The sequence below is a fragment of the Methylobacterium iners genome, assembly GCF_022179305.1.
In the GTDB taxonomy this organism is placed as follows: Bacteria; Pseudomonadota; Alphaproteobacteria; order Rhizobiales; family Beijerinckiaceae; genus Methylobacterium; species Methylobacterium iners.
The window spans coordinates 1-12,997 of sequence record NZ_BPQP01000120.1; the positions used below are offsets into that span (position 1 = coordinate 1).

General features: G+C 65.1%; 9 protein-coding genes and 2 pseudogenes. 6 read left to right on the forward strand and 5 right to left on the reverse strand.

Annotation, left to right across the window (positions count from 1 at the left end):
* A partial coding sequence (locus MFF55_RS25490) for a dTDP-glucose 4,6-dehydratase (RefSeq protein ID WP_238246903.1) occupies positions 1–480 on the reverse strand: 480 nt, incomplete at its 3' end.
* 16 nt (positions 481–496) lie between these two features.
* Positions 497–1,048 (reverse strand): dTDP-4-dehydrorhamnose 3,5-epimerase, encoded by a 552-nt coding sequence (gene rfbC / locus MFF55_RS25495; RefSeq protein ID WP_238246904.1) that lies wholly within the window; start codon positions 1,046–1,048, stop codon positions 497–499.
* A gap of 305 nt (positions 1,049–1,353) precedes the next feature.
* On the opposite strand from rfbC, the gene MFF55_RS25500 reads away from it, so the two are divergent.
* Positions 1,354–2,832 (forward strand): protein adenylyltransferase SelO, encoded by a 1,479-nt coding sequence (locus tag MFF55_RS25500; RefSeq protein ID WP_373874874.1) that lies wholly within the window; start codon positions 1,354–1,356, stop codon positions 2,830–2,832.
* Between the two features lie 21 nt (positions 2,833–2,853).
* Here the strand turns inward: MFF55_RS25500 and glf are convergent, their stop codons facing one another.
* Positions 2,854–4,011 carry a UDP-galactopyranose mutase gene (glf, locus tag MFF55_RS25505; RefSeq protein WP_238246906.1) on the reverse strand — a complete coding sequence of 386 codons (1,158 nt, stop codon included), beginning with the start codon at positions 4,009–4,011 and terminating at the stop codon, positions 2,854–2,856.
* Positions 4,012–4,097: 86 nt separating this feature from the next.
* The gene (locus tag MFF55_RS25510) at positions 4,098–5,372 is read right to left on the reverse strand and encodes a glycosyltransferase (RefSeq protein ID WP_238246907.1); all 1,275 of its coding nucleotides are present in this window, start codon (positions 5,370–5,372) and stop codon (positions 4,098–4,100) included.
* A 440-nt stretch (positions 5,373–5,812) separates the two neighbouring features.
* On the opposite strand from MFF55_RS25510, the gene MFF55_RS25515 reads away from it, so the two are divergent.
* From MFF55_RS25515 to MFF55_RS25525, 3 genes are read left to right on the forward strand one after another with little or no spacing between them, the layout of a single operon-like run.
* Positions 5,813–7,870 carry a sugar nucleotide-binding protein gene (locus MFF55_RS25515; protein WP_238246908.1) on the forward strand — a complete coding sequence of 686 codons (2,058 nt, stop codon included), beginning with the start codon at positions 5,813–5,815 and terminating at the stop codon, positions 7,868–7,870.
* A gap of 58 nt (positions 7,871–7,928) precedes the next feature.
* On the forward strand, positions 7,929–9,065 hold the full coding sequence (locus tag MFF55_RS25520; protein ID WP_238246909.1) for a beta-glucosidase: 1,137 nt from the start codon (positions 7,929–7,931) through the stop codon (positions 9,063–9,065).
* Positions 9,055–10,893 (forward strand): ABC transporter ATP-binding protein, encoded by a 1,839-nt coding sequence (locus MFF55_RS25525; RefSeq protein WP_238246910.1) that lies wholly within the window; start codon positions 9,055–9,057, stop codon positions 10,891–10,893. Before MFF55_RS25520 ends, MFF55_RS25525 begins: the two co-directional genes overlap by 11 nt.
* A gap of 404 nt (positions 10,894–11,297) precedes the next feature.
* On the opposite strand, the gene MFF55_RS25530 is transcribed toward MFF55_RS25525, so the two are convergent.
* On the reverse strand, positions 11,298–12,575 hold the full coding sequence (locus MFF55_RS25530) for a lytic murein transglycosylase (protein ID WP_238246911.1): 1,278 nt from the start codon (positions 12,573–12,575) through the stop codon (positions 11,298–11,300).
* A gap of 35 nt (positions 12,576–12,610) precedes the next feature.
* Here MFF55_RS25530 and MFF55_RS25535 point away from each other — a divergent pair.
* Positions 12,611–12,825: pseudogene (locus MFF55_RS25535) on the forward strand (glucose-1-phosphate thymidylyltransferase RfbA); the annotation flags it as partial.
* A gap of 8 nt (positions 12,826–12,833) precedes the next feature.
* A pseudogene (locus MFF55_RS25540) lies at positions 12,834–12,997 on the forward strand (UDP-glucose 6-dehydrogenase); the annotation flags it as partial.

The following is a 12,997-nucleotide window of genomic DNA, read 5'->3' on the forward strand; positions in this document are numbered from 1 at the left end:
GGCCGAGTAGGGCGAGCGCGGATCGTAGCGGCTCGCCTCCGTGAAGAAGGCCTCGGGCGGCAGCGAGCCGTAGACCTCGTCCGTCGAGACGTGGAGGAAGCGAAACGCCGCCTTGTCGGCGCTGCCCAAGCCCTCGTAATGCGTGCGGGCGCCGTCGAGCATGACCTGGGTGCCGATGACGTTGGTGCGCACGAACGCACCCGGATCGGTGATCGAGCGGTCGACATGGCTCTCGGCGGCCAGGTGCATCACGGCCTGGGGCTGGAAGTCCGCGAAGAGCGCGTGGACGGCGGGCGCATCGCAGATGTCGGCCTGCACCAGGCGGTGGCGGGGATCGCCCTCCAGGCTGGAAAGCGAGACCGGGTTGGCCGCGTAGGTGAGTGCGTCCAGCGTGGCGACCTCGTGCCCGAGATCGTGCACGAGGTGCAGCACCAGCGCCGAACCGATGAAGCCGCACCCACCCGTCACCAAAATCCGCATCGGCTGTCCTTCTACTCTAGAACACGGGCCCGAGATCGGCCAGGCGAGGTGCGGCGCGGTCCTTGTCCGAGAGCGCCGCCTCGGCCTCGCCGATCGGCCAGGCAATCGCGAGGTCGGGATCGTTCCAGACGGGATTGCGATCGTTCGCGGGGCTGTAATAGGCGTCGAACTTGTAGGCCACCATCGTGTCGGATTCCAGGGTGCAGAAGCCGTGGGCGAAGCCGGCCGGCACGAAGAGCTGCTCGCCGCCTGTCGCATCGAGCCTCACGGCGACGTGCCGACCATAGGTGGGCGAGGCGCGACGCAGGTCGACAGCGGCGCCGAGGATGCTGCCGGCGAGCAGGCGCACGAGCTTGGCTTCGGCGGCAGGTGGGGTTTGGAAGTGCAGGCCGCGGATGGTATGGGCCGGGGCAGAGAAGGACTGGTTGTCCTGCACTAAGACGTTGGCGATGCCGGCCGCCGCGAGCTGGTCGGCGCGGTAGATCTCGCAGAACCAGCCCCGCGCATCACCGTGGCGGCGTGGCACCACCCGACGCACCGCAGGGATCGCCGTCTCAAAAACTTCCATGATCAGACGCCCTCCCCTTACGCGTTTAGCCTTAAAGACTCGACCCGTCGTGGGCGAGTCGGGCCACGCAAGATCAGCACGGTGACACGCAACTTCGCGCAATCTCCCAATTGGAGCATCGACATCCTCAACTTTGCGGGAGGCAAGGCGGCGCTCAAGAAGTTGGCAACTTCGCTCCCTAGGGTCTAACAGGAAATTGCAATCCATTTGGCACTCGTGAGCGCCAAACCGTTTGACAGCCGCAGTTGGCTCAAAACGGCGGCTCAGAGGCAATTAGCTTAACATTTAGAAGCGCGGGAAATTGGGTGATGGCTCAGCTGAAGTTCGACAACAGCTACTCAAGGCTCCCAGATCGGTTCTTCAGTCGCGTCGCCCCCACGCCGGTAAGTAACCCCAGCCTCATTCGACTGAACCGCGAGCTCGCGGAGGAACTCGGCCTTGATCCCGATTGGCTCTGTAGTGAAGCGGGTGTCGCTTTCCTTGCTGGTAACAGCATCCCTCCCGGCGCAACCCCGATCGCCGCTGCCTATGCCGGACACCAATTCGGCAACTTCGTTCCGCAGCTCGGCGACGGCCGTGCAATCCTGTTAGGGGAAGTCGTCGGTCGAGGTGGTCAGCGCCGCGATATCCAACTCAAGGGCTCGGGCCCGACGCCCTTTTCCCGTCGCGGCGATGGGCGGGCGGCGCTGGGCCCGGTGCTACGCGAATATCTTGTCAGCGAAACCATGGCGGCGCTCGGCATCCCGACCACCCGAGCGCTCGCCGCAGTGAGCACTGGCGACGCCGTCTTCCGCGAAAGCGTGTTACCGGGCGCGATCATCACCCGGGTCGCCTCAAGCCACATCCGAGTGGGCACCTTCCAGTACTTTGCGCAGCGCAGCGACCACGAGGCGCTACGTCGTCTCGCCGACTACGTGATCGAGCGACACTATCCGCAGGCCGGAGAGGCGGAGCGTCCCTACCATGCGCTTCTGGCTGCGGTGATCGAGCGCCAGGCCGACCTCATCGCAAATTGGCTGCTCGTCGGCTTCGTGCATGGCGTCATGAACACCGACAACATGTCGGTGGCCGGCGAGACCATCGATTATGGCCCTTGCGCCTTCCTCGACGTTTACGACGCAGGCACCGTCTTCAGCTCGATCGATCAGCACGGCCGCTACGCCTACGGCAACCAGCCGCGGATCGCGCACTGGAATCTGACGCGCCTGGCCGAAACCCTGTTGCCGCTTCTCTCGGAGGACGAAACCGCGGCCGTTGCCGAGGCGGAGAGCATCCTCGCCGCCTTCGCCCCCCGTTTCGAGGCAAGCTACCAGGGCGGTCTCCTGCGCAAGCTCGGTCTGAGCACCAAGCGCGAAGGTGACGAGGCGCTTACCAGCGATCTCCTGCGAGCCATGGCCGAGAACGGCGCGGATTTCACGCTGACCTTCCGGCGGCTCTGCGACGTCTCGGCGCCGTCAGCCGATCGTGAGCCAATCCGCAGCCTGTTCATCGATCCGACCGTCTTTGATCGGTGGGCGGACAGGTGGTTTCAGCGGCTGCAGGAGGAGCCTCAAGACAGCACGCTGCGCCAGGCTGCCATGCGGGCAGTCAATCCCGCCTACATCCCCCGCAACCATCTCGTCGAGGAGATGATCGAGGCCGCGGTGGAGCGAAAGGATTACAAGCCCTTCGAGGAGCTCTTGCAGGTCCTGAGCCGCCCCTACGAGGAGCAGCCCGGCCGCGAGCGCTACTCAGATGCCCCTGAGCGCAGCGGCATCCCGTATCGCACCTTCTGCGGCACGTAATCGCCGGCCAAAAAACCGAGGCTAGGTAAGGGCGAGGCTAGCCTCGTTGAGCTTGCCGGCAGAAGCGCTCCGGTGCGCTTGCCGCGGCACCGCCTCGTCGATCCGCCGGAAGGTCGCGAGCGCCTGACCGACGATCTGATCCATGTTGTAGTAGCGGTAGGTGGCAAGACGCCCAACGAACCAGACATCGGGCACGGCCAAGGCCCGCTGCTCGTAGCGCTTGAATAGGGCTTGGTGCTCCGGGCAGGGGATGGGGTAGTAGGGGTCGCCCTCGGCCGCCGGGTACTCGTAGGTGAGTGCCGTCCGGTCGTGCACCTGTCCCGTCAGGTGCTTGTACTCGGTCACCCGGGTGAATTCCTCCGTCTGGGGATAGTTCACCACCGCGACCGGCTGGTGCCAGGTCTCGTTGCGCGTGACGTGCTCGAACCGCAGGCTGCGATAGGGCAGCGCTCCGTAGCAATGGTCGAAATACGCGTCGATCGGACCCGTGAAGATCGTCCGACGGGCCCGTTGCGTCGTGCCCAAGGTCTGGAAATCGGTCCCGAGTGCGACCGTGATGTTGGGGTGGTCCAGCATCGCCCGGAACATCTCGGTGTAGCCGTGTTTCGGCATCGCCTGATAGGTGTCGGTGAAGTAGCGGTTGTCCCGGTCAGTCCGCGTCGGGACACGCGCGGTGACGGATTTGTCGAGCTGTGAGGGATCACGTCCCCACTGCTTGCGCGTGTAACCGCGGAAGAATTTCTCGTAGAGCTCGCGTCCGACGACCGACACGACGACGTCCTCGGCCGTGCGGATCTCGGCGACGGGTTCGGCCCGCTCGGCAAACCAGCGCTGGAGTTCTTCTGAGCTCAGATCCAGCCCGTAGAGCTGGTTGATCGTGTCGAGGTTGATCGGGATCGGAACACGCTGCCCATCGACCTCGGCGAGCACCCGATGCTCGTAGGGGCGCCACGGTGTGAACCGGGACAGATAATCGAAAATCGGCTTGGCGTTCGTATGAAAGATGTGCGGACCGTATTGGTGGATCAGCAACCCGTCATCGTTGAGGCAATCGTAGGCGTTGCCGCCGATGTGGTCGCGCCGGTCGATCAGGAGAACACGCTCGTTGCGATCTCGAGCAAGGCGCTCGGCGAGCACGCTTCCGGCAAAGCCGGCACCGACAATCAGCCAATCATACATACGCGACCTCGCTCTACGGCCGAGATCTCGGCCGCCGGTGTGTGGCAATCGGGCTTGGTGCCGCCGCCGGTGGCGGCAGGCTTGCGTCAGGCGTCGAGCGCGGCGGTCCCTGAGACACGCTCGCGGTCGGTGACCGGGCCGGAGAGACGATCGAGCATCAGGTTGCGCATGGCGTCCCAGGTCTGATCCCAGGAATTGGCAGCGAGCTGCCGGTCGACGCGCTCGAGCCAGGGCTGCCGCGGACGCGCCAGCAGCGCTTCGGCAGCAAGTACGGCAGCCATCGGCTTGTCGGCGATCTCCGCCAGACCCGTTTCGCCGTAATCGCGCACCACGTCGACGATCGGCGTCGAGATTACCGGAAGTCCAGCGGCCAGGAATTCAGGGGTCTTCGTCGGGCTGATGAACCGGGTGGATTCATTACGCGCGAAGGGCATCACGCCAAGATCCCAATGGCCGAGGTAGGCCGGGAGCTCCTTGTAGGATTTCGGGCCGAGCCAGTGGATGTTTTCCCGCTGCGGCAGGGTCGCGGGATCGATCTTTACGACGGGCCCGATCATCACCCACTGCCAGTCTGGTCGCAGATCCGCGGCTTCGGCGAGGAAGTCCTGGTCGAAACGCTCGTCGATGACGCCGAAGAACCCCAGCCGCGGTCGTGGCAGCCCGGCTTGATCGGCCGGATCCGGCAGGGTGCCGCTACGGGCCTGCCGGAAGTGCTGCGCATCCACCGAGGAGGGGAAGCAATGGATGTCACGGTGGCAGTCCCTCTTGGCGTCGTAGAGGCTGCGGCCGCCCGTGAACACGAGATCGGCCCGGTTCAGGAGCGAGCGCTCCTGAGCGATCAGGTCTGGGGAGGCGCCGCGGAAGGCCGAGAGTTCGTCCATATTGTCATAGACGGTAAGACTGCGCGGCAGATCGTCGGAGAAGGCGACTGCAGCCGGCGTGTAGTACCAAAACAGACGTTCACGGTGCACGAGCCGCTCCAGATGCGTGCGTATCAGCCGTGAGAGGGTTGCCGTGACCGTAACCGGATCGCCTGGTCGGATCACCGGGACGAGGAGAGTGACCCCCGCCTCCACCGGTTCGATGCGAAGCTGATCGTCGGCCTCCGCTTCGAAGACGGGTTCTTCGATGAAGAGAACGTCGAAGTGGCCTGCGGCCCGACAGAGCAGATGCTGTGGCCGCTGCCAGACGAAGCCCCAACGCAGATGGGAGAAGCACACAAGAAGCGGTCGGCTCGCGCCGGTTTCGCCCTTTGCGAATTGGATTGGCGCGCGCTGCGATTCTATCGCAAGGGCCAGAGGCTCCATATCGCCTGATGCATCGGAGAGGGGACGCAGGTAGGAACCTTCTTCAACCTTCACCAGTCTTTCCCATCCTGAAGCTTAAGCATTCATCGCAAGCCCGCAAGGGTGATTGAGTTCCTGCAACATCGTATTCGCTCGCTTGAATATGAACTATGATTTTGATCCTGTCCTATACAGATGTTAATGCGCGTCGATTTGATTGCTCACAGGGTAGCGCTTAGCCCGGTGCTCTTGAATTTTGCGGTGATTTTCTTAGTCGACATGTATTTTACTGAGAGAAGCTGCCTTCGACACGTGCCGCGACGCATCGATGCAGCGTCGCCGCGTCACCTATTTGGCGGGCAACTTCGGTCAAGCGCGCAGACGCGCGTTGCAAACCCTGAATGTTGGCCGTGATGGAGGCTCCCCTCGAGCTTTGGGGTGGCTTCGAGTGCACCATCGCTCGAATCCGAGGCCGGTTCCGCGATCAGATCGCGGAGACGGGACATGCCGCCCGTATGTCGGATCTCGATGCTGCGGCCGGTCTGGGCATCCGCACCCTGCGCTACCCCGCCCTATGGGAAAGCGTCTCACCCAAGGATCCGGATACCTGCGACTGGTCGTGGCTGGATGCCCGCTTTGCCAGAATGCAGGCGCTCGACCTACGTCCAGTGGCTGGCCTCCTGCATCACGGCAGCGGCCCACGCTACACAAGCCTGCTCGATCCCGAGATGCCTGCACTCTTGGCACGGCACGCCGGGCAGGTGGCGGAGCGCTATCCTTGGATCGATCACTTCACGCCGGTCAACGAACCGCTGACCACGGCGAGGTTCAGCGGCCTCTACGGGCATTGGTACCCGCATCATCGAACTGAGCAGGCTTTCCTGCGCATGCTGGTGAATCAGTGCAAGGCGACTGTGCTAGCCATGCGAGCAATCCGCCGGGCGACGCCGGGGGCGCAGCTCGTACAGACCGAGGATATCGGCAAGACCTTCAGCACGCGGGGACTTGCTACCCAGGCAGATTACGAGAACGAGAGGCGTTGGCTCAGCCTCGATCTTCTCCACGGATGGGTCGACCGGAACCATCCCTGGCACGCGCGCTTGGTCGCACACGGTATTGATCCCAACGATTTGGCGCTCCTGCGAGACGGCGATGGGATGCCCGATCTCATCGGGGTCAATCACTACCTCACAAGCGAGCGCTACCTCGACGGCCGGATATCGGCCTACCCGAGGTCCTTGCGCGGCGGGAACGGTCGACGCCGTTACGCCGATGCCGAGGCGGTCCGCGTCATCCTCCCTGAGGGCTCGACCGGCCCCCTGCCCCGTCTTCTTGAAGTCTGGGAGCGATACCACCGTCCGATTGCCATCACTGAAGTGCACCACGGCTGTACGCGAGACGAGCAGCTTCGTTGGCTCGCCGAAACCTGGGTAGCGGCCGAGCAGGCGCGCGCCACGGGCGTGCCGGTGCGAGCTGTAACCCTGTGGTCCCTCCTCGGCGCTGTCGATTGGAACAGCCTGCTGGTCGAGCGGGCCGGCTTCTATGAACCTGGCGCCTTCGACATCCGCGCGCCGGAACCCCGCCGGACCGCCCTGGGGCGGGCGGCCGCGTCACTGACGCAAACGGGCGCGTTCGCTCATCCGGTCCTCGACGTGCCGGGCTGGTGGCGCCGTGAAACGCGACTTTATGGATCGGGACACTCACAAGCCTCGCCCCAACCCATGCGAGGGCGTGCGCCCCGTGCCCTATTGGTGGTGACCGCGCCGCACGGCTATGCAACCGGCCTCGTGCGCATCTGCCGTGAGCGCGGCCTCAATCCGGTTCTGGCAGAGGATGATCGCGGTTCCGCCTCGTTCGCTGAGCAGATCGCCCGCTGCGACGCCTGGGGTGCGATCGATGCCTCAGGGCTCGACGCGACAGCCCTCGCCAAGCGCTATCCCGGCGGTTCCTTTGTCGCTGATGCCGGCCGAGCCGAGCGTTTGGCGGCAACCTGCGCCGCGGCGGGCCAGCCGTTCCTCGCCTTTTCCACCGACCTCGTCTTCCCTGGGCGTCTGCATCGCGCTGCCTGCGAGCGTGATGTTCCCCGCCCCGCCGGCCTGTCTGGTGCGAGCGCGCTCGATCTCGAGCGGCGCGTGCGCGCGGCGCATCCGAAGGCCCTCGTTGTTCGCACAGGCGCACTGTTTGGCGAAGATGCCCCCAGCTTCGCCGGTGGCATTCTTGCTGCCGGTGCGGCCGGGCGACCGCTTCCGACGCGCCCCTTGGAGATCCTGTCGGCGGCCTACCTGCCAGACCTTGTCCACGCTGCGCTCGACCTCCTAATCGACGGCGAGTACGACCTCTGGCACCTCGTCAACGCTGGGGAGACGACCTGGGCGGGCTTGAGCGCGGATCTCCTTAAGGCTGCGGGTCTCTCGCCGTTGCACTTCCTCGATCCCGTGCCGGAGTCGCGCCTCAACACTGCCTTGGCGAGCGAGCGCGGCTGGATCATGCCGACACTGGAGAGCGCCATCGCCCGCTACGTGCGGGCGGCGGGATTTCCCCGCACGCCCGCCCTGCGCCATGCCGCCGAATGAACCCGATGGTGCCACCGCGCTGTCCAAGCCCCCTCCCCGGCCGCACCAGGCGGGTGCGGTGAGTCGGTCATCGGCGCCAATCCTGTTCCTTGGCGGCTTCGAGTGCTCAAGCCAGCGACGCCTCGATGGGCGGCGCCTCGACCTCCTCGCGGCGACTGGACACGATCGCTGGGCTTTGGCGGATTACCGCGCCCTAGCCAAGCATGGCCTGCATGCCGCGCGGGACGGCCTGCGCTGGCACCTGATAGAGACCACGCCAGGCCGCTACGACTGGTCGAGCTTTCTCCCCATGCTGCGGGCGGCGCAGACCGCGGGCGTGCAGGTAATGTGGGACCTCTGCCATTATGGCTGGCCGGACGACCTCGATATCTGGTCGGAGGCCTTCATCGAGCGTTTCGCCAGATTCGCCGCCGAAGCGGCCGGTGTTGTTACGGGGGAGTTGGGCGAGCCCCCCTTCTTTTGCACGGTCAACGAGATTTCCTACTGGGCCTGGGCCGGCGGCGAGATCGGACGGATGGGCCCCCTCGCCCTCGGCCAGGGTCCGGCCCTGAAACGCCAACTCGCCCGAGCTTCGATTGCTGCTACCGCGGCAGTCCGGGCCGTCGCGCCGCAGGCGCGGTTCCTCCATGCCGAGCCGAGCATCCACGTGGCCGCTGGATCGCCCGAGAGCGAGGAAGCAGCGGCAGCCTATCGCACCGTGCAATACGAGGCTCTCGACATGGTGAGCGGTCGCCTCGCACCGGAACTTGGCGGAAGTCGGGACTGCCTCGACCTCGTGGGCGTCAACTTTTATCCGGACAACCAGTGGTATCACGGCGGCGGCACGATCCCCCTTGGGCACCACGCTTATCGGCCTTTTCGCGAGATGCTCGCCGAGGTTCATACCCGGTACCAACGCCCTCTCATGGTCGCTGAGACGGGGGCGGAGGGCACGGCGCGGCCCGCCTGGCTGCACTACGTCTGCGCCGAAGTTCGGGCGGCGCGCAGCATCGGCGTACCCGTCGAGGGGATCTGCCTCTATCCGATCCTGAATTATCCGGGTTGGGAGGACGAGCGGCTCTGCGAGGTCGGCTTGTTCTCATCGCCCGACGAGAACGGCCGTCGCGCCTGCTGCGCAGAATTCGCGTCCGAGATCGCCCGGCAGCAGCACCTATTCAGGGAAGCCGAAATGCACGGGGGCAACGATGCTCGCTGAGACCCCCCGTCGACCCTCTAGTGGACCGTCTGACTGGGAGCCCGGCGAGCTCGAAGCCGGGCCTGCCCATTTGCGCAAGCCCGCGCTCTTCATCCTGCACCACCTCAAGCGCTGGCGCTGGCATTTCGCGATCCTGTTTGCCCTCGTCGTGACGGCGGCCACCTGTGGTGTCGGGCAGCAATATGCATTGAAGCTCCTCGTCGACGCCATGGCGGGATCGCGGGACGTGGCTGGTCCCGTTGCGACTGTGCTCGGCCTCTTCCTTGGCTTGATTGCGGCCGAGAGCCTGCTCGCCCGGCTCACTGGTTGGCTGACCTGTCGCGCGACGGTCGGGGTCGGCGTCGACCTGCGGCTTGAATTGTTCGATCATCTGAGCGCGCAGTCGATGCGCTACTTCGCCGAGAACCTGGCGGGGTCACTCGGCCAGCGGATCACCGCCACGGCCGGCAATTTCGGGGCGCTGACGAATACACTGGTCTGGCGGATCATCCCGCCGCTGGTCGATGTCGGTGGCGCGGTAATCATCTTCTCCAGCATCAACGGCTACCTGACGGTGGCGCTCCTCGTCTTCGTCGTTGTCGTCACAGCGGGGTTAATCGGGTTCGGTGAGCGCGGTCGGCCGCTCCATCGTACCTATTCGGGCGAGGCAGCCGGGGTCGCGGGAGACCTCGTCGACACGATCACCAACATGTGGACCGTCAAGGCCTTCTCAGCGCGCGGCCGCGAGTGGGCACGCCTCAAAGGTGGATTCGAGACAGAGGCCGCCGCCCAGCGCCGAAGCTGGATGTATCTTGAAAAGGCACGGGCCCTTCACGACGCTGCCCTGTGGCTCATGGCGGCCGGCATCTTGTCCTGGACCGTGGTGCTCTGGAGCCGTGGACAGGCGAGTCCCGGTGACGTCGTGATGGTGGCAAGCCTGACCTTGCGCATTCTGCACAGCTCGAAGGACATGGCCCTGTCGCTGGTCGACGTCGCCCAGCAGTTCGGCTTCATCGAGGAAACCCTCGCGGTCATCGCCAAGCCCTGCACCGTGCGTGATGTGCCCAGCGCCCCAGCCCTGCCGCGCCGCGCCGGTGCGGTCGAGCTGCGCAACGTTACCTTCGCCTATGGGCGGGGCCGCAACGCGCTCGACAACGTCAGCCTGTCGATTCCGGCCGGGCAGAAGGTCGGGATCGTCGGCCCGTCGGGCGCGGGAAAATCGACTCTCGTCCACCTGCTCCAACGCCTCTATGATGTCGATCGCGGCGCCATCCTCATCGACGGCATCCCGATCACCAGCGTCACACAGGACTCGCTTCGCGACGCCCTCGCGGTGGTACCGCAGGAGATCAGCCTCCTGCATCGCAGCGTCATGGAGAACATCCGATTTGCCAGGCCAGAGGCCGGCGACGAGGCGGTCTTCCTCGCCGCGCGGGCCGCCGCCTGCGACGGCTTTGTGGGCCGCCTGCCGCAGCAATACGCGACGCTCGTGGGTGAGCGCGGCGCCAAGCTCTCGGGCGGCCAGCGCCAACGCATCGGCATAGCCCGGGCCTTCCTGAAGGATGCGCCCATCGTCCTATTCGACGAAGCGACCTCAGCACTCGATACCGAATCCGAGATGGAGATTCAGGCCGCCCTCATCCGGGTGCTGCGCGGCCGCACGCTCATCGCCGTCGCGCACCGGCTCTCCACACTGACGAGCTTCGACCGCATCCTAGTGATTCGGGACGGCGAGATCTGCGAGGACGGAACAGTGGACGAGCTCCGCCGGGCGGGCGGCGTGTTCGACCGGATGTGGCGACTTCAGGCGGAGGGTTTAGCCCAGGACCCGATCCTGGATTCTGTCTGACGAGAGAACCCAACGTAGGTGATGAAAGCCTTGGGATGGGGATCCTTGATAGGCCGCTAGGCGGTCCCCGTAGTTCCCTGGGGTGGCTCGACAGAGAGGAATAACTGACATGGAGGGTGGCCTGGTATGGCTCAGCATCATCGGGGGGATTGGAGTCGTCTCCCTCCTAGCTCTCGGCATCGTCGAGGTCGGCCGGCGCAAGCGCGCAGCTGAGGGTAAGCCCTCTAGCCTAGACGAACAATCCAGGCGCTAAGTCCGACCCGTACAGCCAGTTCACGGCTGCTGTCGGTCGATGCGACGTCCTCAGGACCGGCACGGCTCCGCGTCAGAGTTGACGATGCGTCCTTATGGCCCCAGCTGCGAGCGACGCGATCCCCATGTGGTCCTTGTCACGCGTCGGACCGTCAGGGCGCCGCCTTGATCCGTGTAAGAAGGCTTGCGTCGGCATAGCCGTCCGGAGGCAAGCCGATCGCGGCTTGATAGGCGCGGATGGCGGCTCGCGTTCTCGGTCCAACCTTTCCGTCGATGCCGCCGACGGGGTAGCCACGTTCCGTCAGGCGTGTCTGAAGGTCTCGACGCTCCTCCAGGGTCAGAAAGACATCGCTGCGCGGCCAATCGCGGGCCAGCGCCGGCGCCCCGCGCAGCCGGTCCGAAAGATGGGCGACCGTTAAAGCGTAGGCGAGCGCCGTATTGTAGCGCAGGATAGCGCGAAAGTTCTGCATGAGTAGGAAGGCGGGCCCGCGTGCGCCCATGGGAAGCACCAGGGTCGCACGCGTGGTATCCGAGGTGGGCGCCAGCGAGGCATTAGCTGGGCGCACCCCCAACTGCCGCCACTCTGACAAGCTGCGTTCCGTGACTTCGTCGGCGAGGGCGTAATCAAAGCCTTCAGGCAGCACGACCTCGGCTCCCCAACGCTCACCGGGCTGCCACCCAGTCGCCTTGAGGTAATTGGCCGTTGAGGCGAGCGCGTCGGGTACGGAGGTCCAGATGTCTCGGTTGCCATCACCATCGAAGTCGACCGCTTGGGCCAGGTAGACCCGCGGCATGAACTGCGTGTGGCCCATGGCACCTGCCCAAGAGCCTGTGAACCGCTCCGGCGCCACGTCGCCATTACCGCTGATCTGCAGCGCCGCAATGAGCTCGTCACGCCAGTATCCAGAGCGGCTGGCATCCCCACAGGCCAAGGTTGCCAGGGAGCGGATCACAGGCCGGACGACGCTCGCGTTATCGAGAACCGCCCCGTAGCTGGATTCGACGCCCCAGAAGGCGACGAGTGTGTAACGGTCGATCCCGAACCGATGCTCGATGCCTTCTAAGGTCAGGGCCCATTCCTGCAGCTTCTGCTGCCCCTCGCGGATGCGGGCTTCGGTGACGCCGGCATCGAGATAGGCCCAGATCGGTTTCTCGAATTCAGCTTGGTTGCGCGTGGCCGCAAGCACATCCGGGTCGGCAGCGAGGCCGAGGAGGCGCTCAGTAATTACACCCTGCGGAACATCGCGGTCCCGTGCGGTCGAGGCGAGTTCCTGAAGGCAGACCTCGAACGAGCCCGACGCCCAAGTGATCGCAGGTGAGGCCTCGTTCGACGAGACGGCTCCACCCGCCGCAACTATCGGGTCGGAGACGAAGGCCCCCGCAACTAAGGCTGGACCGACAAGAATGAAGCGTCGTTTGCGGGATTGCATGCGCACCTCTCCAATTCCCCGAGCTACGCTATGACCATGCCTGGCTCGATGCGGGCACGCACGACAGCCTTTTGGAGACGGCCAAGTTCGTGCGCACGCCTTTGCGCCAGCAGGGCTTGCAGGTCGCCTGCCAGGAGTACATCGCTGACCTGTAGGCGTCATCGAACGCCAGCAGCTCATCGCCCGCGTCGAGATGTTTGCCAGAACATCCTTCGGTCAAGACCTGCTCACTTTAACACGTGAGGATTGACGTCGGAGTGCAAGCAAGCCGGCGCCAACGTGCAGGAGGTCGCCCGCGGCATCGGGCTCGACAACCGCATCGGCGCGAAGTTCCTGCATACCGGCCCAGGCTATGGCGGCTCCTGCTTCCCCAAGGACACCCTGGCGCTGGTCAAGACCGCCCAGGATGCCGGCACGCCGGT

Excerpts from the sequence above, each read along its gene's own strand:
- rfbC (WP_238246904.1), bottom strand. The coding sequence starts at position 1,048 with ATGGAAGTTTTTGAGACGGCGATCCCTGCGGTGCGTCGGGTGGTGCCA.
- glf (WP_238246906.1), bottom strand. The coding sequence starts at position 4,011 with ATGTATGATTGGCTGATTGTCGGTGCCGGCTTTGCCGGAAGCGTGCTC.
- MFF55_RS25515 (WP_238246908.1), top strand. The coding sequence starts at position 5,813 with ATGTCGGATCTCGATGCTGCGGCCGGTCTGGGCATCCGCACCCTGCGC.
- MFF55_RS25525 (WP_238246910.1), top strand. The coding sequence starts at position 9,055 with ATGCTCGCTGAGACCCCCCGTCGACCCTCTAGTGGACCGTCTGACTGG.
- MFF55_RS25530 (WP_238246911.1), bottom strand. The coding sequence starts at position 12,575 with ATGCAATCCCGCAAACGACGCTTCATTCTTGTCGGTCCAGCCTTAGTT.